Below are 23,379 nucleotides of genomic sequence, written 5' to 3'. Positions count from 1 at the left end.
AGTGAAAGATGAATATGCAAATCAAAACCACCATGAAAGCCGCAGTTGTCAAAGCCTTTGGCGAACCATTAGTGATTGAGCAGGTGCCAGTACCGCAAGTGGGACCGGGCCAGATTCTGGTGAAAATCGCGGCGACTGGCGTGTGCCATACCGACTTACATGCCGCCGAAGGCGACTGGCCGATTAAACCCAATCCCCCGTTTATTCCCGGCCATGAAGGCGTAGGACAGGTAGTGGCGCTAGGTGAAGGTGTGAAGCATTTGAAATTGGGCGATCGTGTGGGCGTGCCCTGGCTCTATTCCGCATGCGGCCACTGTGAGCACTGTCTGGATAGCTGGGAAACCCTGTGTCTGTCACAGCAGAATGCCGGTTATTCGGTGAACGGCAGTTTTGCAGAATATTGCCTTGCGGATGCGAACTATGTCGGCATCATTCCGGAAAACATCGATTACAACGAAATAGCACCGATTCTGTGTGCGGGTGTGACGGTGTACAAAGGCCTGAAGATGACCGACACCAAGCCGGGTGATTGGGTGGTGGTGTCCGGTATTGGTGGTCTGGGCCATATGGCAGTGCAATATGCGGTGGCGATGGGACTGAATGTCGCTGCGGTGGATATCGATGATGAGAAGCTGGCGTTTGCTAAACGTCTTGGTGCCAGTGTGGTGGCGAATGCGAAGAACGTCGATCCGGCTAAAGTGTTCCAGGAAAGCTTCGGCGGTGCGCACGGTGTGCTGGTGACGGCTGTTTCACCGAAGGCGTTTGAGCAGGCGATCGGTACTATGCGTCGTGGCGGTACTATGGTGCTGAACGGTCTGCCACCGGGCAAATTCGACCTGTCTATCTTTGATATGGTGCTGGACGGTATTACCGTGCGCGGTTCAATTGTCGGTACGCGTAAAGATCTGCAGGAAGCGTTGGATTTCGCTGGGCGTCATAAAGTGAAAGCCAACGTGGCGGTTGAACCGCTGACCAACATTAACGACATCTTTGCGCGTATGCATGCGGGAAAAATTGAAGGGCGCATCGTGGTTGATATGTCGCTTTAATTAGCGTGATGGTTTGTGGCGGTGCGGTTAATCGCGCCGCCACAGAGTGTGTGACGACTAACTAACAGCTGGCGAGCAGCGCTTCAATTTCGACGCGGCTCGTCACTTTACTGTCGATCTTGATGTAAGCACTTTTCTCTTCCGGCACGATAAAGACTGAAGAGACACCCGGCTGCGCTTTTAAACGCTTTTCAAGGTTAGGCACCGCTAATACGGCATCACTGAGCACCATGCGCAGGCTGCTGACGTATGGCGGCTCCTGCATCGACATCGCCACAAACAACCAGGCTGCCGCCACAATCGCACCCACCAGAAACACCGTCTGCGCATCAAAGTGACCGAAGATCCAACCGCCCATGCTGCCGCCAATCGCCACGCCAATGAACTGGCTGGTGGAGTAAATGCCCATCGCTGTGCCTTTGTAGCCCGGCGGTGATTCTTTACTGATCAGCGAAGGCAGAATGGCTTCCATCAGGTTGAAGGCGAGGAAGAACAGCTGCACGCCAATCACCAGCGTCCAGAAATGACCAGCCGCCCCCCATAGTACGATTTCCGCGATAATGATCAGTGCCACGCAGGTAACAAAAACGCGCTTCATGCGGCGTTTCACTTCGGCATAGATGATGAAAGGCACCACCAGAACGAAAGCGACCAGCATGGTGACCAAATAGACTTTCCAGTGTTCAGATGCCGGGAAGCCTGCTTGTTCAAACTGGCCCGGCAAAGCCACAAAACTCGACATCAGCAGGATATGCAGGCAAAGAATACCGATGTTTAATTTGAGGAGTTTAGGATTGGCTAACACTTCACGAATGCTGGCTTTTACCATGCCGGACTCACGGTTAAGCATGTGATTGGGTGCGCTCGGCACCACCAATAGCGTGATAACAATGCCCAGCGAGGCCAGAATAGCGATCATCCAGAAAAGTGCATGCAACCCCAGAGCATGGGTGACAATTGGGCCTACCACCATCGCAATTGCAAAGGTCACACCGAAACTGATGCCAATAAACGCCATCGCTTTAGTACGGTTTTGTTCGCGAGTGAGATCTGAGAGTAATGCCATGACGGCAGCGGCAATTGCGCCAGAGCCCTGCAAAGCACGACCCAGGATCACGCCCCAGATTGAGGTGGTCATCGCTGCGATAATACTGCCCAGCACGAACACTAACAGCCCGCCAACAATGAGCGGTTTGCGACCGACGCGATCGGACAGCAGACCAAACGGAATCTGGAATACGGCTTGTGCCAGACCATAGATGCCAATTGCCAGACCAATTAAGGTTTCACTGGCTCCCTGCAACGCCATACCGTACGTGGTGAGTACCGGCAGGACCATAAACATTCCCAGCATGCGCAGGGAAAAAACTGTGCCTAAACCCCATGTAGCCCGAAGCTCTACTGGCGTCATTTTATTATCGTTCATTCCAACCTCTGTAATTTTGCTGCACTCATTTTAAGGAGCAGGGCAGGGCGGGTAAAACAATTGTTGTTAAGCAGTGGTAACAAAAAGAAAGGGCGCGAAATTCGCGCCCTTTCTGGTGTTGCGGAGCTGTATTACCAGACGTAAGTCAGCAGGTCTTTAGAGGCCGGCGTCATAAAATCAACCGACATCATCACGCTCAATGCTGTGATAGCGACAATCGAGAACACAAACAGTTTACGCGCCCAAACTTTATCGTTTGAGGTTTTGTAACCTGAAAGCGCCATGCCCAACCACCACACACTCACCGCCGCGGCGACCACCAGATACTTGTAGCCCGCGTAACCGCCAAGTGTCAGCATCAGCGTAGCAATCATGAACGCCAGGATGTAAAGCGTAATATGATTTTTGGCTACCGAGATACCTTTCACGACAGGCAGAACCGGGATGTTAGCCGCCTGATAATCTTTGAAGCGGAAAATCGCAATCGCGTACGAGTGCGGCATCTGCCACAGGCTAAAAATAGCCAACAAGATCAAAGCGCCAGCATCAAACTGATTGGTCACTGCGCAGTAGCCAATCACTGGCGGTGCTGCACCAGAGAGGCTACCGATCAGCGTGCCATACACGGAGTTGCGTTTCATATACAGGCTGTAAATGCCCACATAGACAACGAAGCCCATTACCGCCAGCCACATGGCCAGCGGGTTAGCGCCGAAATACAGCAACGCAAAGCCAGCAATACCCAATGCGGTTGCATAAACCAGGCTTACTTTCGCCGAGATCAGGCCTTTGACCAGAACACGGTTCCGCGTTCTCTCCATTTTGATGTCGATATCGCGGTCAATCACGTTGTTGAATACACAACCTGATGCGACAACCAGCGAAACGCCCACCAGTGAATAGAGAAACAGGGGGTAATCAATGCTGCCTTTCGAAGCCAGCAAGAATCCACCGATCACAGAAATTAAGTTGCCGAAAATAATTCCTGGTTTTGTTACTTGCAGGTATTGCTTAATCATTACGTGTGACTCTTTAGTCGGCCATCATGTTGTAGTTGAGGTTCCACATGATCCACAGTGATCCGACGACAACAATCAAAATAATGAGTGCTGAGAAGACAATCGCCACCATGTTCCAGCCGCCCTCTGACTTGCTGTCCAGGTGCAGGAAGTAGACCAGGTGTACTAACACCTGAACCACCGCACACACCAGAACCACACCCAGAATCGTGCCGTGTGATGCGCCGCCATCCATTACCATCCAGAACGGAATACCGGTCAGGATGATAGAAAGGATGAAGCCGATCATGTAAGACTTCACGCTACCGTGAGAAGCGCCATGTTCGTTAACTGAATGACTCATTACATGGCTCCCATCAGATAGACAACGGTGAATACGCAGATCCAAACCACATCCAGGAAGTGCCAGAACAAGCTCAGGCACATGATACGGGTGCGGTTAGTTGCAGTCAGACCACGTTTAGAAATCTGGAACATCATCACTGCCATCCAGATCAGGCCTGAGGTCACGTGCAGACCGTGGGTACCGACCAGCGTAAAGAACGCGGACAGGAAACCACTGCGGTCAGGACCAAAGCCTTCCAGGATCAGGTGATGGAATTCATAGATTTCCATGCCGATGAATCCAGCACCAAACAGGAAGGTCAGAGCCAACCAGCTGATGACTGAACCCTTGTTCTGGTTGTTCATCGCAATCACTGCCATTCCATAAGTAATGGAGCTGAGCAGCAGCAGCGCGGTTTCAACCAGCACAAACGGCAGTTCAAAGATGTCTTTACCTGCCGGACCACCGGCAGTGTTATTGACCATAACTGCATAGGTCGCAAACAGGGTTGCGAAGATAATGCAGTCACTCATCAGGTAGATCCAGAAGCCAAAGACTTTATTGGCTCCTGCATCGTGATGCCCATGCTCCGCATGGGCGTCGTGGTGGTGTTTTGCAGTTTCAGTTGACATTATTTCAGACCTGCTTTGCTGATTTCGTCAAAGTGCTTCTTCTCGATCTGCTCGACTTCAGCAACCGGAACGTAGTAATCCACGTCTTCGTCGAAGCTCTTCACAATCCAGGTCACAATTGTGGCCAGGAAGGTAAGGCCAGCCAGCCACCAGATGTGCCAGATCATCGCGAAACCAAACACGGTCATGAAGGCTGCGATAATCAGGGCTGCGCCGCTGTTTTTCGGCATATGAATTTCTTCATATTTTTCTGGTTGCTTATAGGCTTCGCCTTTCTCTTTCATTTCCCAGAACGCATCGCGCTCGTGGATTTCAGGGATAACAGCAAAGTTATAGAACGGAGGCGGTGAAGAGGTTGCCCACTCCAGCGTACGACCACCCCACGGGTCACCGGTCAGATCGCGGTTCTGGTCGCGGTCACGCACAGAAACGTAGAACTGAGTCAGCTGGCACAAGATACCGCATGCAATCAGTGCCGCACCGCCTGCTGCAACAACCAGCAGTGAGTGGAACTGAGGATCGATGTCCTGGCTGATACGACGGGTCATACCCATGAAGCCCAATGCGTACAGCGGCATAAAGGCGACGAAGAAACCAATGATCCAGAACCAGAATGCACGGATACCCCATTTTTCGTTCAGGGTGAAGCCGAATGCTTTCGGGAACCAGTAGGTCACGCCAGCCATACAACCGAACACCACACCACCGATAATCACGTTATGGAAGTGAGCAATCAGGAACAAGCTGTTGTGCAGAATGAAGTCCGCACCTGGAACGGCCAGCAGAACACCGGTCATACCACCAATAGAGAAGGTGACCAGGAAGCCAATCGTCCACAGCATCGCTGAGTGGAACTCAACGCGACCCTGATACATGGTGAACAGCCAGTTGAAGATTTTCACGCCGGTCGGAATCGCGATGATCATCGTCATAATACCGAAGAAGGCGTTAACGTTGGCACCGGCACCCATGGTGAAGAAGTGGTGCAGCCAAACGATGAACGACAGAACGGTAATCGCGATGGTCGCCCACACCAGAGAGGTGTAACCGAACAGACGCTTTTTGGAGAAGGTCGCAGTGACTTCCGCGAACACACCGAATACCGGCAGAACGAGGATGTATACTTCCGGGTGACCCCAGACCCAAATCAGGTTGACGTACATCATCATGTTACCGCCCATTTCATTGGTGAAGAAATGGAAGCCGAGGTAACGGTCAAGCGTCAACAGTGCCAGCGTCACGGTCAGAACCGGGAACGCAGCGATGATTAGGACGTTAGTACACAGTGATGCCCAGGTGAAGACAGGCATTTTGAACAGGTCCATGCCCGGTGCACGCATCTTCAGAATGGTCACGAAGAAGTTGATACCGGTCAGTGTCGTACCGATACCGGAAAGCTGGAGACTCCAGATCCAATAATCGACCCCGACGCCAGGACTGTATTCCGCGCCCGAAAGCGGTGGATAAGCCAACCAGCCAGTCTGTGCGAACTCGCCCACACCCAGAGAGATGTTCACCAGGATCACACCGATCGCAGTAAACCAGAAGCTCAGGTTGTTCAGGAACGGGAAGGCAACGTCACGTGCACCGATTTGCAGCGGTACCGCGATGTTCATCAGACCTACCACGAAAGGCATCGCCACGAAGAAGATCATGATCACGCCGTGCGCGGTGAAGATCTGGTCGTAGTGGTGCGGTGGTAATATGCCGGCTTCGCCTGCGGAAGCCATCACTTGTTGGGTACGCATCATTACCGCATCGGCAAAGCCGCGCAGCAGCATGACGAAAGCCATGATGATGTACATGATACCCAGTTTTTTGTGGTCAATGGAGGTGAACCATTCTGACCACAGGTATTGCCACTTACCAAAATAAGTAATCGCGGCAACCAGTGCCAGACCACCTAAGATGATTGCGGCTACCGTAACCACGATAATGGGTTCGTGGTATGGCACTGCATCCAGTGTTAATTTTCCGAACATCGTATTATTCCTCGGCTCCCGCAGCAGCGGCGTGATTCATGTCCATGCCTTTGTGCTCTGGCATGTCCATCTTCCCGTGGCTCATCATGAACTTATCAATAACCTGCTTGAACAGTTCTGGATTCGCAGTTGAGAAATATTCCACCGGGTGATTTTCGCTTGGCGCAGCCAGTTTCTCGAAATCATCCATGGTGGTCAGCGCGTTAGGTGCTGCTTTAACTTTAGCCACCCACTGCTGGAATTCCGCATCGTCTTTGGTTGCAATGGCTTTGAACTTCATGCCAGAGAAACCGCGACCACTGAAGTTCGCAGAGATACCGTCGAATGTTCCTGGCTCATTGGCGATCAGGTGCAGTTTAGTCTGCATGCCCGCCATGGCGTAGATCTGGCTACCGAGCGTAGGAATAAAGAAGGAGTTCATTACGGAGTTGGAGGTGATCTTGAAGTTCACCGGAGTATTTGCCGGGAAGGCAATCTGGTTCACGGTTGCAATACCCTGTTCAGGGTAGATAAACAGCCATTTCCAGTCCAGCGCAACCACATCGATCTCAACCGGCTTCACGTCAGAAACCAGCGGTTTGCTCGGTTCCAGTGCGTGGGTCGATTTCCAGGTCAGCACGCCGAGGAAGATAATGATCAGGATTGGAATCGTCCAGACCACGGCTTCCACTTTGTTAGAGTGTGACCAGTTAGGGCTATAAGTCGCATTAGTATTGGTTGCCCGATATTTCCAGGCAAAGAATACTGCCATGAAGACTGCCGGGATAACCACGATCATCATCAAGCCAAAAGCTGTCAGAATCAGCGAACGTTGCTCCAGTGCAATCTGTCCTTTGGGATTTAACAACGCACTATCGCAGCCACTGAGTAATACAGCGCCTGCAATTAATGACAAAATCCCCAAACTTTTATTGTATTTCCTGAGTCTCATTTAACGACCTCAATGACAAAGGGCTCTATTGTCGTTTAAGTGTGCGCGCATTTTACGGGAAGGTTTATGCAGTGTAAACCAGCTTAAGGATGTGTCAGAAGGCTGTTGACACCTTTTGCTAAGGGTGTCACAGATGTTGCGCAGGGTGACAAATTATTAATTGCGACAAGCAGTTGGCGTCAATATAACAAAAAACAATGATAGAAACCGCAGAAAAATCAGGGAAAGCATAAACCGTACTATTAATGCCCATTTATTTAACAATTGTGTAGCATTTGGGTGATGAGTTTTCTACAAAGTAATTGCGCACCGGATTTAAATATAATTCTGGGTTGTTAATTTAATGTTTCTTTTTCGCGATGAAAAAAATGCTATTCGTTAAAATGAGTTCATTGTTATTTTTTTAGCCAAATATTTAGCGGCTGACAAATTATCATTACTTAAGTCAGATTTTTCCCCGGCATTTTTCTTAACGCCAGACAATCCAGCATCACACCCAATGCCACGGCCACCAGCGCCAGTGCCATACCCATCTCAAAAAGCGGTGTCAGCAGCGCGTTGACATGCCAGATGCCAGCGGCATTCAGGGCTAGCATCACCAACCAGAGTGCCAGCAGGCCACAACCGAAGCTGAACAGACGCACTGTCCAGCGATAGCCATGCGGCCAGCGGGTTCGCATCACAAACTCCCCGCTCTGCTGAATGGCTTGCAGGGTGCTGCGGCTAATCCACAGCAGCATTAAGCCAGGCACGCCTGCAAACACGGTGAAAGCATAGAAGGTCGGCCAGCCCCACAGCTCGACCAGCCATCCTGCAGCGGGTCCGACGTAAACGCGCCCGACGGCGGAAAGGGCAGAGAGCAGCGCGAACTGCGTTGCGGAAAATGACTTATTGCACAATGTCATCAGCAGCGCCACAAACGCGGCGGTGCCCATCCCTCCGCAAAGATTCTCAATGAACACCGCGCTGGCCATGCTCCATAAATGAGGCGGCGTCACGGCCAATAGCCAATAAGCGAAGTTGGAAACCGCCTGAAGAATGCCGAAAATCATCAGGGCACGGAACAGGCTCAGGCGTTGCATCAGCACACCGCCGTAAAGCGCACCAATGATGGTTGCCAGCAATCCCAGCGTTTTATTCACCAGTCCGACATCGCCGGCGCTGAAACCTACGCCGCGAATCAGGAAAGTGGTGGTGAGCGACGCAGCAAAAGCATCACCCAGCTTATAAAGGATGATTAAGGTGATCAGCAGCCAGGCATTGTTACGCAGGAAGAAGTCTTTGAGCGGGAACGAAACGGCCTGACGCAGGGTGTGCGGCTCACGCGCGGGTGCTGTGGGCTCTTTGGCCAGCAATGTCGCAATCAAACCTGGCAACATCAGCAGCGCCATTAACCAGTAGGTTGCCTGCCATCCCAGATATCGGTCGGCAAGCCACAGCGCCAGTCCGCCTGAAATCAGCATCGCCAGGCGATAACCCAACACCGTAATCGCGGCACCGCTGCCCCGTTCTTCTGGCGGTAGCACATCGGTTTTCCAGGCATCAAACACGATATCCTGCGATGCAGAACAGAAGGCAACCAGCACGGCCAGGGCAGCCAGCAGCGTCAGATCGCGCGAAGGCTGCATAAAGCCCATGGCGATAATGCCGGCGATCAGTGCGAGTTGAGTAACCAGTAACCAGCCACGGCGACGGCCAAGAAACGGCGGGGTATAGCGATCCATCATCGGCGACCACAGGAACTTAAACACGTAAGCCTGGCCGACAAGGGAGAAGAAACCGATGGTTTTCAGATCGACATTCTCTACGGTCATCCACGCCTGTAAGGTCCCGGCTGTCAGAGCTAAAGGCAGTCCGGAAGCAAAACCGAGCAGCAGCAATACGGCTGCATTACGTTGGGTGAAAATGCGCAGATAGTGAGAAGTCATAACCAACCTGAAATGATGCCCGGCCAAAGGTGACCGGGCAGAATAGCTGAGGAATTAGCGGGCGTTTTGTTTAATAAATTCGTGAACGCTGGTGTCCTGCGCCATATCAGCAATCACGTCGCTCAGGGTAGAGTTGACCGCGTTGGTGATCTTCGCGTTAGTGGCGGTGAAAGCGCCTTCTACGCTGTAAGTCTGACGATAATTTTTAACCTGTTTGTTACCGTTTTTTGCGGTCGCAATGATGGAAATGTCAGCCTTGGTGGTAATGCTGTAACGCACGTTACCTTGTGTCACATCAGCGTAAAGACCATTGACGACAATCTGCAGGTCAACCGCACCGTTTGGTCCGATCACGTAACCGCGTGCTGTCATCTGCTTCTCCAGCACTTCCTGTAACAGGAAACGCAGATCGCGCGATGGCGTTAAGGTGACTAACTGACCGTCACGATTCACTTTTGCCAGAGCCTGATCGGAACGCTGATCGGCACCGTTAACGCTGATGGTGGCACCCATCAGACCAGGATCTTGCTGTGGCAGCTGGATCTTAGGCTGAATGTTCAGGGTGGTGTTATTGCTGGCACAGCCGGCCAAAATAAATGCAGCCAGCAGAGGGAATAACAGTTTTTTCAACATACTCATTCTCGTTAGCATATGGGTTGGTTTGCAAAACTGCGGCCATCATAGCATTGCGCGACGGCGAAAAAAGCCCCGTGCCAGTGGAAATTGATTGTAAAGGCTTTTTTCGGACAGGCGGTCATGCAACAGCATTGACCTGACGAATGAGCCCGCTAAGATGCGCAGCAGATCAGGAATTATTTCCGGCGCGCCTGCGGGTTGGCCAAAAAACCTACTAATATTTAAACAGATGGGCACAGCGCTCGCCGTTGAGGAGTGTTAACAATGATTCGCGAACAAATAGAAGAAAAGCTGCGTAAGGCGTTCGAACCTGCACATCTCGAAGTGCATGATGAAAGCTATCGTCATAACGTGCCCGCTGGTTCTGAAAGTCACTTCAAAGTGGTGATTGTCAGCGATGTGTTTACCGGCCAGCGATTCCTGCAGCGTCATCGCGCCATTTATGGCGAACTGACCGAAGAGTTAGCAGGGAGCGTGCACGCACTGGCACTACACACTTACACGCAAAAAGAGTGGGATGGCTTGCAAGATACCGTGCTGGCGTCACCTAACTGTCGGGGAGCGGGCACCCTCGCCTGAGTTCACACTTCATCCTCTCTCAAAACGGCCTGCGGGCCGTTTTCTTTTCATCTATTACCCTTAAACGCGATCCATGGCGCAAAAAAGCAGCAAAACCGCTAAAAAGTGGTGAGTTTGCAGCCTCGACTCATTCCAGCGATGCCGCTATAATGCGGCGTCTATTTTTCCGGAATGTCTTCGGGACGCTTCTGGTGACAGGGATTAGGTTCTGCCTGCAGAGGCCGTCCCGATTGTTGGATACGGCGCATTTAATGTGTGGTGTCTGAAGTTGACCGAGCACGTGATTTTTTGAGGTAACAAGATGACAGTTTCAGTAGAAACCACTCAGGGTCTGGGCCGTCGCATTTCGATTACTGTTGCAGCAGACAGCATCGAAAGCGCAGTGAAGAAAGAACTGGTGGAAGTGGCTAAGAAAGTCCGTATCGACGGTTTCCGTAAAGGCAAAGTGCCGGCAAACATCATTTCTCAGCGCTACGGTGCTTCTGTTCGCCAGGACGTGCTGGGCGAGCTGATGACGCGCAACTTCGTTGACGCCATCATCAAAGAGAAAATCAACCCAGCTGGCGCACCAAACTACGTGCCAGGTGAGTACAAAGAAGGTGAAGATTTCACCTACGCGGTTGAGTTCGAAGTGTATCCAGAAGTTGAGCTGAAAGGCCTGGATGCTATCGAAGTCGAGAAGCCAGTGGTTGAAGTCACCGATGCTGACGTTGATACCATGCTGGAAACCCTGCAGAAGCAGCAGGCGACCTGGAAAGAGAGCGATGCTGCAGCGACTGCTGAAGATCGCGCAACCATCGACTTTTCCGGTTCAGTAGACGGCGAAGAGTTCGAAGGCGGCAAAGCGTCTGACTTCGTACTGGCGATGGGCCAGGGTCGTATGATCCCAGGCTTCGAAGAAGGTGTTGTTGGCCACAAAGCGGGCGAAACCTTCACTATCGACGTGAAATTCCCAGACGATTACCACGCTGAAACCCTGAAAGGGAAAGATGCGAAGTTCGAAATCGTGCTGAAGAAAGTGGAAACGCGCGAGCTGCCAGAGCTGACTGAAGAGTTCATCAAGCGCTTCGGCGTTGAAGATGGTTCAGTTGCCGGTCTGCGTGCAGAAGTGCGTAAGAACATGGATCGTGAGCTGAAAGGCGCTATCCGTAACCGCGTGAAATCTCAGGCGATTGATGGTCTGGTTGAAGCCAACGACATCGACGTGCCAGTGGCACTGATCGACAGCGAAATCGACGTTCTGCGTCGCCAGGCTGCGCAGCGTTTTGGTGGCAACGAGAAGCAAGCTTTCGAGCTGCCACGTGAGCTGTTCGAAGAGCAGGCTAAACGTCGCGTTGTTGTTGGTCTGCTGCTGGGCGAAGTGATTCGCATCAACGAGCTGAAAGCTGACGAAGACCGCGTTAAAGCGCTGATCGAAGAGATGGCTTCTGCGTACGAAGATCCGCAGGAAGTGATCGAGTTCTACAGCAAGAACAACGAGCTAATGAACAATATGCGCAACGTTGCTCTGGAAGAGCAGGCTGTTGAAGCGGTACTGGCGAAAGCCAAAGTGACCGATAAACCAACCAACTTCCAGGAACTGATGAACCAGACCTCAGCGGCCTGATTCGTTAGTTAACCGAAAGTGCGAAGCCCGCGACTGAAAAGTCGCGGGCTTTTTCGTTTTAGGGCATTAACCGCATAGAATTGTCCTCTATTTGCTTAATTAATCGGCAAATTGTTCGCTAAGCTCTTTTTCCGTGTTAGCGAATGGGCAAAAGGTTGTTATGCTTGAAACAACTGGGCAGCATCCCCAGATACAGGGAGAATGCATGAAAACAGTGAGACTGGCTGATTAACCGTCCTGTTATGTCGGAGTGAGAGGGCAGCGCATAGTTTTCCCGACGCGCCTCACGTAATATCGGTACAGAATGTTGCCAATGAAATTTATCAGGAGACGGTAATGTCATACAGTGGCGATCGTGAATTTACTGCACCGCACATGGCGCTGGTGCCAATGGTGGTCGAACAAACCTCGCGCGGCGAGCGTTCATACGACATTTACTCCCGCCTGCTCAAAGAGCGTGTGATCTTCCTGACCGGCCAGGTTGAAGATCATATGGCCAACCTGATCGTGGCGCAGATGCTGTTTCTGGAAGCTGAGAATCCTGAAAAAGACATTTATCTCTACATTAACTCGCCAGGCGGCGTGATTACTGCCGGGATGTCGATTTATGACACCATGAAATTCATCAAGCCGGACGTCAGCACCATTTGTATGGGTCAGGCTTGTTCAATGGGTGCGTTCCTGCTGACTGCAGGTACCAAAGGTAAGCGCTTCTGCCTGCCGAATTCCCGCGTCATGATTCACCAGCCGCTGGGCGGTTACCAGGGCCAGGCGACGGATATTGAAATCCATGCGCGTGAAATTCTGAAAGTGAAGCAGCGTATGAATGAGTTGATGGCTGAACACACTGGCAAATCACTGGAAGAGATCGAACGCGACACCGAGCGCGATCGTTTCCTCTCTGCCAGCGAAGCGGTAGAGTATGGCTTGGTCGATTCTATTCTGACGCATCGCCAATAAGACACATCTGGCTGCCCCTTACGCTATAGTTAACGGGGCAGCACGATGAGTTGCATGAATATCGGCCGTTGATGTGCGGCCAGTGCCGTACACCAAATTGGGTCTGAGAACGAAAAGAGGTTAGCTGATGACAGATAAGCGCAAAGACGGTTCAGGTAAGTTGCTGTACTGCTCTTTCTGCGGCAAAAGCCAGCATGAAGTCCGTAAGCTGATTGCCGGGCCGTCAGTGTATATTTGCGACGAATGTGTTGATTTATGCAACGACATCATTCGCGAAGAGATTAAAGAAGTAGCTCCGCACCGTGAGCGCAGTGCACTGCCGACGCCGCATGAAATCCGTCATCATTTAGATGATTACGTCATCGGTCAGGAAAGGGCGAAAAAAGTGCTGGCGGTAGCGGTCTATAACCACTACAAACGTCTGCGCAATGGCGATACCAGTAATGGCATCGAACTGGGCAAAAGTAACATACTGCTGATCGGTCCAACCGGCAGCGGTAAAACCTTGCTGGCTGAAACCCTGGCGCGTTTGCTGGATGTTCCGTTCACCATGGCGGATGCCACCACCCTGACCGAAGCCGGTTATGTGGGTGAGGATGTGGAAAACATCATCCAGAAACTGCTGCAGAAGTGTGATTACGATGTGCAGAAAGCACAGCGCGGTATCGTCTATATCGATGAAATCGACAAGATTTCTCGTAAGTCAGACAACCCGTCAATCACGCGTGACGTTTCTGGTGAAGGCGTACAGCAGGCGTTGCTGAAGCTGATCGAAGGTACCGTTGCCGCGGTTCCGCCGCAGGGTGGGCGTAAGCATCCACAGCAGGAGTTCCTGCAGGTTGATACGTCTAAGATCCTGTTCATTTGTGGTGGTGCTTTTGCTGGCCTCGACAAAGTGATTTCCCAGCGCGTGGAAACCGGATCCGGTATCGGCTTCGGCGCGACGGTGAAAGGTAAATCGCAGAAAGCCAGCGAAGGCGAGTTGCTGTCGCAGGTTGAGCCAGAAGATCTGATTAAATTTGGTCTGATTCCAGAATTCATTGGTCGTCTGCCGGTGGTGGCGACGCTGAGTGAATTGAGTGAAGAAGCCCTGATTCAGATCCTGCGCGAACCGAAGAATGCGTTGACCAAACAGTACCAGGCTCTGTTTAACCTTGAAGGTGTGGAGCTCGAGTTCCGTGATGAAGCGCTGACGGCGATCGCTAAGAAAGCGATGTCCCGCAAAACCGGTGCGCGTGGTCTGCGTTCTATCGTAGAAGGTGCGCTGCTGGAAACCATGTACGATCTGCCATCGATGGATGACGTGGAAAAAGTGGTGATTGATGAGTCAGTGATTGACGGTCAATCCGAGCCGATGTTGATTTATGGTAAGCACGAAGCTCAGGCTTCTGGCGAATAAATAAACAATCTAACCATGTTGTTATCTTAAAAAAGGGGAAAATGTTTCCCCTTTTGTTTTTCTCTCTCCCCTGACATTGAATGTCGACCAAGCATCCCCATATACTCAATATCCTGTGGGTTGAACTGCAAACTTCTTTTACGCGGTACCCATCACCTGGCGGACATTAAACTAAGAGAGAGCTCTATGAATCCTGAGCGTTCTGAACGCATTGAAATCCCCGTGTTGCCTTTGCGCGACGTGGTGGTTTATCCGCACATGGTAATTCCGTTGTTTGTTGGTCGGGAAAAATCGATTCGTTGCCTCGAAGCGGCAATGGATCATGACAAGAAGATCATGCTGGTTGCCCAGAAAGAGGCTTCAACGGATGAACCTGGTATTAACGATCTCTTCTCTGTAGGGACCGTCGCTTCCGTATTGCAGATGCTCAAGCTGCCCGATGGCACGGTGAAAGTGCTGGTTGAAGGCTTGCAGCGTGCGCACATCACCACACTGGCTGACAATGGCGACCATTTTGTTGCCCAGGCCGAATACCTGATCTCGCCAGAAATTGAAGAGCGTGAGCAGGAAGTGCTGGTGCGTACGGCGATTAATCAGTTTGAAGGCTACATCAAACTGAATAAAAAAATTCCTCCTGAGGTTTTGACCTCACTGAACAGCATCGACGATGCGGCGCGTCTCGCCGACACCGTAGCAGCGCATATGCCGCTGAAGCTGGCTGATAAGCAGTCAGTGCTGGAAATGTCCGACATCAACGAACGTCTCGAATATCTGATGGCGATGATGGAATCCGAAATCGATCTGCTGCAGGTTGAGAAGCGCATTCGCAACCGCGTGAAAAAGCAGATGGAGAAAAGCCAGCGTGAGTACTATCTGAATGAGCAAATGAAAGCCATTCAGAAAGAGCTGGGCGAGATGGATGATGCGCCGGACGAATACGAAGCGCTGAAACGTAAAATTGAAGCGGCAAAAATGCCGACTGAAGCGCGCGAAAAAGCCGAAGCAGAACTGCAGAAGCTGAAAATGATGTCGCCGATGTCTGCAGAAGCCACCGTGGTGCGTGGTTACATCGACTGGATGGTTCAGGTGCCATGGGTTGCGCGCAGCAAGGTAAAAAAAGACCTGCTGAAGGCGCAGGAAACGCTGGATACCGATCATTACGGTCTGGAACGCGTGAAAGACCGCATTCTTGAGTACCTTGCGGTGCAAAGTCGCGTCAGCAAAATTAAAGGCCCAATTCTGTGCCTCGTCGGACCGCCAGGCGTGGGTAAAACCTCGCTGGGCCAGTCAATTGCCAAAGCCACCGGCCGTAAATATGTTCGTATGGCACTGGGCGGCGTGCGCGATGAAGCGGAAATCCGCGGACATCGTCGCACTTACATCGGTTCTATGCCGGGCAAACTGATCCAGAAAATGGCTAAAGTCGGCGTGAAGAACCCGCTGTTCCTGTTGGATGAGATCGATAAGATGTCGTCCGATATGCGCGGCGATCCCGCTTCGGCATTGCTGGAGGTGCTGGATCCAGAGCAGAACATTGCGTTCAACGATCACTATCTGGAAGTGGATTACGATCTCTCTGACGTGATGTTCGTGGCGACCTCTAACTCCATGAACATCCCGGCACCGCTGCTGGATCGTATGGAAGTGATTCGTCTCTCGGGTTATACCGAAGATGAAAAACTGAATATCGCCAAACAGCACTTACTGCCGAAGCAGATTGAGCGTAATGCACTGAAAGAAAAAGAGATCAGTGTTGACGATAGCGCCATCATCGGCATTATCCGTTATTACACCCGTGAAGCGGGCGTGCGTAGTCTGGAACGTGAACTCTCCAAGCTGTGCCGTAAAGCAGTGAAAACGCTGCTGATGGACAAAAGCAAGAAGAGCATCAAGATTAATGGTGAAAACCTTCACGATTTCCTGGGCGTGCAGCGCTTTGATTATGGTCGTGCGGACACTGAAAACCGCGTAGGCCAGGTCACCGGTCTGGCATGGACGGAAGTGGGAGGCGATCTGCTGACCATTGAAACCGCCTGCGTACCGGGTAAAGGCAAGCTGACTTACACCGGCTCACTGGGTGAAGTGATGCAGGAGTCTATCCAGGCGGCGCTGACAGTGGTTCGCGCGCGTGCGGAGAAACTCGGCATCAACGGGGATTTCCACGAGAAACGTGATATCCACGTGCACGTTCCGGAAGGGGCAACGCCGAAAGATGGCCCAAGTGCCGGTATAGCCATGTGTACGGCGCTGGTTTCTTGTCTGACCGGTAACCCGGTGCGCTCTGATGTGGCGATGACAGGTGAGATCACTCTGCGCGGTCAGGTGCTGCCGATTGGTGGTCTGAAAGAGAAGCTGCTGGCAGCGCATCGTGGTGGCATCAAAACCGTGCTGATCCCGGATGAAAACAAGCGCGATCTGGAAGAGATTCCACAGAACGTGATTGCCGATCTGACCATCCATCCTGTGAAGCGTATTGAAGAAGTGCTGAACCTGGCACTGGAAAATGCGCCTTACGGCATGCAGGTTGCGACGGCAAAATAGTGATTAACGGCAAAAACCGTTAAAAAGCGAAGCTGGCAGGCCAAATGGTGCTTGCCAGCTTTTTTTTGTGCCGCTAATTTAGGGGGCTGTTGAATCAACGATTAAGATGAATACCGTTGTTTCAGCTCCACAGGCTTGATATAACTGGCTGCGCGTTCGCACCGGGCGGGAAGCGCGGGTGCGATGTGAATAATAAAAGAGGGGATGAATAGAGTGAATAAGTCACAGTTGATCGACAAAATTGCTGCAGACGCTGACATTTCTAAAGCAGCAGCGGGACGTGTGTTAGATGCATTCATGGGCTCCGTTTCTGACGCGCTGAAAGGCGGTGATGAAGTGGCACTGGTTGGTTTCGGTACTTTCTCTGTACGTGAGCGTGCTGCTCGTACAGGCCGTAACCCGCAAACCGGTAAAGAGATCACCATCCCGGCTGGTAAAGTTCCGGGCTTCCGTGCAGGTAAAGCACTGAAAGACTCAGTCAATTAATGACCGCTGACACATCCATTGAAGCATTTTCTTCTATGGATTGAGGACGAAAAAGCCGTTCTCATGTAACATACGGGCACATCATTTTTGATGTGCCTTTTTTATTCTTGATGCGCGGCGATGGCCACAGGCTATTGTCTCCGCATGGTTGCCAACTGCCAGCCTGAACAGCAGTTGCACGATGATGACATCGTGTCAGAGCTTTACATTCACACTACAGCGGAGTGTTGTCATACCATGATGGACAATTTACGCGCGGCGTCGAATCATGTCGTGCTCAAGATCATTCTGGGATTGATCATCCTGTCTTTCGTACTGACCGGGGTGGGCAACTACCTGATCGGCGGTGGCAGCGATTATGCCGCCAAAGTTAATGGCCATGAAATTAGCCGTGCAGAGCTTGAGCAGGGCTTTAACAACGAGCGTAATCGTCAGCAGCAGATGCTGGGCGATCAATTCTCGCAGCTGGCCAGCAACGAAGGTTACATGCAGCAGATGCGTCAGCAGGCGCTGTCTCAGCTGATTGATCAGGCGTTGCTCGATCAATACATCAAAGATCTGAAGATTGGCATTAGCGATGATCAGATCAAGCAGGCGATCTTCAATCAAAAAGCTTTCCAGACTAACGGCAAGTTTGATAACGCGAAGTACAACGGCTTAATCAACCAGATGGGCTTTACGCCGGATCAGTACGCGGCGGCGCTGCGTAAGCAGTTAGCCACACAGCAGTTGATCAACGCGGTCGCTAATACCGATTTCATGCTGAAAGGTGAAACCAGCAAGCTGGTGGACCTGGTCTCGCAGCAGCGTGAAATTCGTCAGGCGGTGATTGATGTTAACGCGCTGGCAGCGAAACAAACGGCCAGTGATGATGAGATCAATCAGTATTACCAGCAGCATCAGAACAGCTTCATGGCACCTGAGCAGTTCCGCGTCAGCTACATCAAAATGGATGCAGCCAGCATGCAGGAAACCGTGAGCGAAGCGGACATTCAGAGTTGGTTCGATCAACACAAAGCTGACTATTCACAGCCGCAGCGCAATCGCTACAGCGTGATTCAGACCAAAACTGAAGCGGATGCCAATGCCGTTCTGGAAGCGCTGAAGAAGGGTGAAGACTTCGCCACGCTGGCAAAAAGCAAATCCATTGACCCGATCTCAGCACGCAAAGGTGGCGATATGGGGTGGCTGGAGCCGGGCACCACGCCGGATGAGCTGAAAAATGCCAACCTGACGCAGAAAGGCCAGCTGTCAGGCGTGATCAAATCTTCAGTCGGTTTCCTGGTGGTACGTCTGGATGATATCCAGGCCGAGCAGATTAAGCCGCTGGCTGAGATCCATGACGCTGTTGCTGACAAGGTGAAGCAGGAAAAAGCAGTCGACGCCTTCTACAAGCTGCAGCAGAAAGTCAGTGAAGCGGCCAGCAATGACAACGAGTCGTTGGCGGGTGCAGCACAGGCTTCCGGTCTGAAAGTCACGGAAACCGGCTGGATCACGCGTGATAATGTTCCGGCTGAACTCGATTTCGATCAGGTCAAGCAGGCGATCTTCAACGGTGGACTGGTGGGCCAAAACGGTGCGCCGGGTAATAACTCTGACATCATCAGCGTCGATGGTGATCGTGCATTCGTGCTGCGCATCAGCGAGCACAAGCCTGAAGCCGTAAAACCGCTGGATCAGGTGAAAGCGCAGATTGCCGACACGCTGAAGCATGACAAAGCCACACAGCAGGCTAAAGCTCAGGCCGATAAGCTGCTGGTTGATCTGAAAGCCGGTAAAGAAGATGCGCTGAAAGCGGCAGGCTTGACCCTGAGTGCCAGCAAATCCTTTGATCGTAATGCACAGGATCCGGTTGCGCAGTCTGCCTTTAACTTGCCACAACCCGCGGACAACAAACTGTCCTGGGGTGTGAGCGAAGATATGCAGGGTAACGTGGTATTGGTCGCGCTGGATAAAGTCAGCCCGGGTAATATGCCGCAGGCGCAGATTGATGAGATGGTGAAAGGCGTGACGCAGAATAACGCACAGATTGCGTTTGAAGCGCTGCTGGAAAACCTGCGTAAAGACGCGAAAATCAAATACGGCGCGGCTGCACAAAACCAGTAAGCCTCACAAAAAATGTGAATCCGCTGCAACAACTCAAAGGCCGCTTCTGCGGCCTTTTCCATTTCTGTAATTGCCCTTTTGAGCCTGAAAACACGCTGTGACACTCTGCTGTGGCTGTCAAACACAAGGAGAAACACAGCATGGTGAAATCAACTTTTCGCGCTCTATGTATCACGCTGGCGCTGGGTGGCGCACTCTATACCACCGGACTGTCCGCGGCCGAAAGCCCCAGCGAAACGCAGGCGACGCAAGTATCCTCGCCGCAAGAGGGACAGGTCAGCATCAATCAAGCCAGCGCTGAACAGCTCGCAGCCGCAATGAACGGCATCGGCCTGAAGAAAGCTCAGGCGATTGTCAGTTATCGCGAGCAGTATGGTCCGTTTACCGCCATCGATCAGCTTAAGGAGATTCCAGGCATCGGCAATGCTCTGGTGGAACGTAACAGTGGTCGGCTGAAACTGTGAGGCGGGTCGCGACTTTGAAGGATTGATAAAGCACCCAATCAGGCTGTGCTATGCTCAACAGGTCATACCAGTTGTCATTCACAGTCTGAACAGGAGCAATAATGCAAACCACCATCAAAGTACGCGGCTATCATCTGGACGTTTATCAGCATGTGAACAACGCACGTTATCTCGAGTTTCTGGAAGAGGCGCGCTGGCAGTGGCTGGAGGATGTCGATGCTTTTCACTGGCTGATGGATCAGAAGCTGGCGTTTGTGGTGGTCAATATCAACATTAACTATCGTCGTCCGGCGGTGCTGGGCGACGTGTTACATATTGAGAGCGAAGTGTCTCAGTTGAATGGCAAAAGCGGCATTATTTCGCAGCGCGTGCTGCTGGCAAGCGATAACACGGTGGTTGCGGACGCAGCGTTAACCTTCGTCTGCATCGATTTGCGCACGCAAAAAGCGGTTCCGATGGAAGGGGAGTTGCGTGATCGTCTGTCAGCGTTGATGGTGGAAAGCGATTAAGAGCAGAGCGAGCTGGCGTCAGAAACGCCAGCCTAAGCTGCTCAATGAGCTCTTGTGAGCGAAGCCGTTCGATGACCTCAATCCAGCGAAGCCGCTTGATAAGTTCCAACTAGCGAAGCCGTTCGATGACCTCAATCCGGCGAAGCAGCTTGATAAGTTCCGGCTAGCGAAGCCGTTCAATGATTTCAATCCAGCGAAGCCGCCCAACAAGCGCAATCCAGCAAAGCAGCTTAAAAGGTTCAACCCAGCGAAGCCGCTCAATGCGTCCCAACCGCGATTCAACTCAATCAGTTAAAACCGCTTTTTTGTTTCATTGCTGCCATGACGGCTGCAGCATTGGCCTGGTAATCCGCCAACCCCCGCGCACGCAGATGGCAGGCGGCGCACTCACCGCAACCGTCGCCTTTGACACCGTTATAGCACGTCAGGGTTTCCGCCCGCACCAGCGGCAGTTGCTGCCAGTAATCTGCCAGCGCCCAGGTTTCGGCTTTATTCAACCACATCAGTGGCGTTTCAAAGCGAACGTTGCGCGCCATGCCGAGGCTAACGGCATTGTTGAGCGCTTTAACAAACTCATCGCGGCAATCAGGATAGCCAGAGAAGTCTGTTTCGCAGACACCGGTAATCACCGCCTCGGCTTCTACCTGATAAGCATAAATGGAGGCTAAGGTCAGGAACAGAATATTGCGGCCTGGTACAAAAGTACTCGGCAAACCGCTGGCGTCAGGATCGTAAGTGGGCACTGGAATGTTATCGCGCGTCAGGCTGCTGACCGCCAGTTCATTGAGCAGCGTCACATCCAGCACTTTATGCGCACGGGCACCCAGTTTGTGCGCGAGTTCAGCCGCGACTTCAATCTCTTCGCGATGGCGTTGACCATAATCGAAGGTGACACAGTGCACTTCATCATATTGTTGCAGTGCCTGAATCAGACAGGTGGTGGAATCTTGTCCGCCACTGAATACGACAACGGCTCGTTTCATCTCAATTTCCCCAAAAATCAGTGCATCTATGGTACTGGCTCAGGCGCGGGCTGAACAGTCCCTGCGGTCGCGGGCGGTGGAATCCAGGCGCGGGTGAAATCGAACCAGCCCAGTGTATTGAGCTGGATGCCTTCAACACCGGGCGGGGCAAACACCTGATAGCGATAGTTAAACAGCGGCAACAAATGTCCATCACGCATCAACTGCTGGAACAGCTGGCGCGTCAATGTCGCGCGTTGCTCTGGACTGGGCTGATGGGCGATAGCGTTAAGCGGCGCGGTTAGCACCGGGGCGCGTATGGGAGCCCATACCGGATCGTTCTCCAGCCAGTTCGCCAGGGTAAACAGCGGCGCATCGCCAATTAGACGGTCACCCATCACCACATCGGCATCGCTCAGGTCGATATCGTCACGCCAGTTTTTCACATCATGAAAAACACAGGTTAATTCGCAGCCCTGTTGGGCCAGCAAAGGCACCAGCGCCTGCGCCATCACATGCAGTTCGATAGGGAGATGGTAGTGCAGTGTCAGTCTCGCAGGCAGCCTGGCGGTGGTCATCCCGGCAGAGGGAACGGGCCAACCGGGCAGCAACTCCTTGCTCGCGGTAATCAAGCCTTCATCCAACGGTAACTGCTGAATCACTCCACTGTGTTGTATTAATGCAATCAGTGTTGTGACCTGTGCGGCAGTAAAGTCGGCGGAGATGCGCGGTGCCAGATAACAGAAGCCGAGGCTGATACTGTGATCGACCGGGCGCAATGCGTCCAGCTCGTCAGGATCGCCAATGGCGATTTGCACCGGATGACGACAGCTGGTGCCGAGACCATGTGCAAACAACTGTGGTGTAATCCAGTATTCCACTACCTGAATCAGCGGTCGTTGCAGATGCCAGCGGGCATGACTTTCCAGGCGAACCAACTCATCAGTGAAATGGGTCAACTTCCAGGGACCGCTGCCTATATCCATCGCATCAGGATGTGGCAGCAGGCAGTATTGGTGTGCCAGACGCTGCGGCAGCCAGTAGTCGCTCTGACGCAATTGAATACGCAGTGCCAGCGGATGTGGCGCCTCGATATGTTCGATAGAGGCCAGCAGTCGACTGCCGCGCACGGTTTGCATAATCTGCTGTAACTGAGCAACCAGCTGCGCCGCATGAATTGGCTCATCGTTGTGCCAGCTGAGCTGCGGTCGTAACCAGAAATACCAGTCACAGCCGCTGCCATCATGTTGCCAGTGATGCGCAAGATCGCCTTCTACATCGTCGCCATTAAAGCGCGTCAGGCCAGAGAAAATCTGCCGTACCAGGTGCTGCTCAGCCCTCCCGGTAAGACGCAGCGGCCGCAGCGGCTCCATCGCGCGATAATAGGGAATACGCAGCACCGGCGCCTGGTTCTGCCATTGGCCCCCCATCAGCGGCCGCAGCATTTTCACCAGCCGCTCAGGATGAAGATCCAGTACCTGCAACGCCTGTATCGCTTCGCCCGCTTCCAGCTGTTGGGTTAATAGCTGTTGGCGGAGTTGTTCAGGGGAAATCAGAAACGTCAGTTCGCCTTGCTTTCCCCGGCCGGATTCGCCGCGCCAGTGCAGCCAGTCAGCATCCTGCCACTGGCGTAATAAGGTACGTACATGGCGCTCACTGCAAAAACAGTGCTGTGCCATGGCGGCAACGCTCAAACGCAGAGGATCGCCCTGGCTGAGCTGCCACAGTCGCTGAAATTGATTAACCCGATGAAGTTGGCGCATGGCTAAACCCGGAACAGTTTCCTGAAAGTATTCACTATTAGTTCCGTAATTACCAGGTGATAGTAGATTTCTCACT

20 protein-coding genes are annotated in these 23,379 nt (G+C 52.3%); 10 read left to right on the top strand and 10 right to left on the bottom strand.

The features are described from left to right. Window positions 1–8: 8 nt before the first annotated feature. Window positions 9–1,049, top strand: a complete 1,041-nt coding sequence (gene adhP, locus LH22_RS17110; protein WP_034831060.1) for an alcohol dehydrogenase AdhP — start codon at window positions 9–11, stop codon at window positions 1,047–1,049. A 61-nt stretch (window positions 1,050–1,110) separates the two neighbouring features. Here adhP and LH22_RS17105 read toward each other — a convergent pair whose 3' ends face one another. The 8 genes from LH22_RS17105 to LH22_RS17070 all read right to left on the bottom strand — a co-directional run bounded on the left by LH22_RS17105 (window position 1,111) and on the right by LH22_RS17070 (window position 9,925). Beyond that, window positions 1,111–2,475: an MFS transporter gene (locus tag LH22_RS17105; protein WP_038648566.1), complete on the bottom strand. Its 1,365-nt coding sequence runs from the start codon at window positions 2,473–2,475 to the stop codon at window positions 1,111–1,113. Window positions 2,476–2,606: 131 nt separating this feature from the next. Then, on the bottom strand, window positions 2,607–3,494 hold the full coding sequence (gene cyoE / locus LH22_RS17100) for a heme o synthase (protein WP_034828090.1): 888 nt from the start codon (window positions 3,492–3,494) through the stop codon (window positions 2,607–2,609). 13 nt (window positions 3,495–3,507) lie between these two features. Then, on the bottom strand, window positions 3,508–3,837 hold the full coding sequence (locus LH22_RS17095; protein ID WP_034828092.1) for a cytochrome o ubiquinol oxidase subunit IV: 330 nt from the start codon (window positions 3,835–3,837) through the stop codon (window positions 3,508–3,510). Beyond that, window positions 3,837–4,451: a cytochrome o ubiquinol oxidase subunit III gene (locus LH22_RS17090; RefSeq protein ID WP_038648564.1), complete on the bottom strand. Its 615-nt coding sequence runs from the start codon at window positions 4,449–4,451 to the stop codon at window positions 3,837–3,839. The genes LH22_RS17095 and LH22_RS17090 overlap by 1 nt, the downstream gene beginning before the upstream one ends. Beyond that, entirely contained in the window at window positions 4,451–6,433 is a 1,983-nt protein-coding gene (cyoB, locus tag LH22_RS17085; protein WP_034828096.1) for a cytochrome o ubiquinol oxidase subunit I, read from the bottom strand. Before cyoB ends, LH22_RS17090 begins: the two co-directional genes overlap by 1 nt. Window positions 6,434–6,437: 4 nt before the next feature. Further along, entirely contained in the window at window positions 6,438–7,364 is a 927-nt protein-coding gene (gene cyoA / locus LH22_RS17080; protein ID WP_034828097.1) for a cytochrome o ubiquinol oxidase subunit II, read from the bottom strand. 440 nt (window positions 7,365–7,804) lie between these two features. After that, window positions 7,805–9,292, bottom strand: coding sequence for a muropeptide MFS transporter AmpG (ampG, locus tag LH22_RS17075; protein ID WP_038648561.1), 1,488 nt, complete (start codon window positions 9,290–9,292; stop codon window positions 7,805–7,807). Between the two features lie 54 nt (window positions 9,293–9,346). Continuing rightward, entirely contained in the window at window positions 9,347–9,925 is a 579-nt protein-coding gene (locus LH22_RS17070) for a lipoprotein (RefSeq protein WP_038648559.1), read from the bottom strand. 267 nt (window positions 9,926–10,192) lie between these two features. On the opposite strand from LH22_RS17070, the gene bolA reads away from it, so the two are divergent. The 9 genes from bolA to LH22_RS17025 all read left to right on the top strand — a co-directional run bounded on the left by bolA (window position 10,193) and on the right by LH22_RS17025 (window position 20,578). Continuing rightward, complete coding sequence (bolA, locus tag LH22_RS17065; protein ID WP_034828103.1) at window positions 10,193–10,507, top strand: transcriptional regulator BolA; 315 nt, start codon at window positions 10,193–10,195, stop codon at window positions 10,505–10,507. Window positions 10,508–10,808: 301 nt separating this feature from the next. Further along, entirely contained in the window at window positions 10,809–12,113 is a 1,305-nt protein-coding gene (gene tig / locus LH22_RS17060) for a trigger factor (RefSeq protein WP_038648556.1), read from the top strand. Window positions 12,114–12,449: 336 nt separating this feature from the next. Next, on the top strand, window positions 12,450–13,073 hold the full coding sequence (gene clpP / locus LH22_RS17055; protein WP_008103933.1) for an ATP-dependent Clp endopeptidase proteolytic subunit ClpP: 624 nt from the start codon (window positions 12,450–12,452) through the stop codon (window positions 13,071–13,073). A gap of 127 nt (window positions 13,074–13,200) precedes the next feature. Then, window positions 13,201–14,472 (top strand): ATP-dependent protease ATP-binding subunit ClpX, encoded by a 1,272-nt coding sequence (gene clpX / locus LH22_RS17050; protein WP_034828109.1) that lies wholly within the window; start codon window positions 13,201–13,203, stop codon window positions 14,470–14,472. Between the two features lie 186 nt (window positions 14,473–14,658). Beyond that, window positions 14,659–17,013: an endopeptidase La gene (lon, locus tag LH22_RS17045; protein WP_034828111.1), complete on the top strand. Its 2,355-nt coding sequence runs from the start codon at window positions 14,659–14,661 to the stop codon at window positions 17,011–17,013. Between the two features lie 213 nt (window positions 17,014–17,226). Beyond that, window positions 17,227–17,499: a nucleoid-associated protein HU-beta gene (gene hupB / locus LH22_RS17040; protein ID WP_034828113.1), complete on the top strand. Its 273-nt coding sequence runs from the start codon at window positions 17,227–17,229 to the stop codon at window positions 17,497–17,499. Between the two features lie 237 nt (window positions 17,500–17,736). Continuing rightward, window positions 17,737–19,605: a peptidylprolyl isomerase gene (gene ppiD / locus LH22_RS17035; RefSeq protein WP_038650252.1), complete on the top strand. Its 1,869-nt coding sequence runs from the start codon at window positions 17,737–17,739 to the stop codon at window positions 19,603–19,605. Between the two features lie 140 nt (window positions 19,606–19,745). Further along, complete coding sequence (locus tag LH22_RS17030) at window positions 19,746–20,069, top strand: ComEA family DNA-binding protein (RefSeq protein WP_038648552.1); 324 nt, start codon at window positions 19,746–19,748, stop codon at window positions 20,067–20,069. 101 nt (window positions 20,070–20,170) lie between these two features. Further along, on the top strand, window positions 20,171–20,578 hold the full coding sequence (locus LH22_RS17025; protein WP_038648551.1) for an acyl-CoA thioesterase: 408 nt from the start codon (window positions 20,171–20,173) through the stop codon (window positions 20,576–20,578). Window positions 20,579–20,865: 287 nt separating this feature from the next. Here the strand turns inward: LH22_RS17025 and queC are convergent, their stop codons facing one another. Then, the gene (gene queC / locus LH22_RS17020) at window positions 20,866–21,561 is read right to left on the bottom strand and encodes a 7-cyano-7-deazaguanine synthase QueC (protein WP_038648549.1); all 696 of its coding nucleotides are present in this window, start codon (window positions 21,559–21,561) and stop codon (window positions 20,866–20,868) included. Window positions 21,562–21,587: 26 nt separating this feature from the next. Next, window positions 21,588–23,303 carry an SgrR family transcriptional regulator gene (locus LH22_RS17015; protein WP_038648547.1) on the bottom strand — a complete coding sequence of 572 codons (1,716 nt, stop codon included), beginning with the start codon at window positions 23,301–23,303 and terminating at the stop codon, window positions 21,588–21,590. Window positions 23,304–23,379 lie beyond the last annotated feature (76 nt).

Source organism: Pantoea rwandensis, assembly GCF_000759475.1.
Taxonomy (GTDB): Bacteria; Pseudomonadota; Gammaproteobacteria; order Enterobacterales; family Enterobacteriaceae; genus Pantoea; species Pantoea rwandensis_B.
The sequence above is the reverse complement of the archived record's forward strand: the minus strand, read 5'-3'. Positions and strand labels throughout refer to the sequence as shown.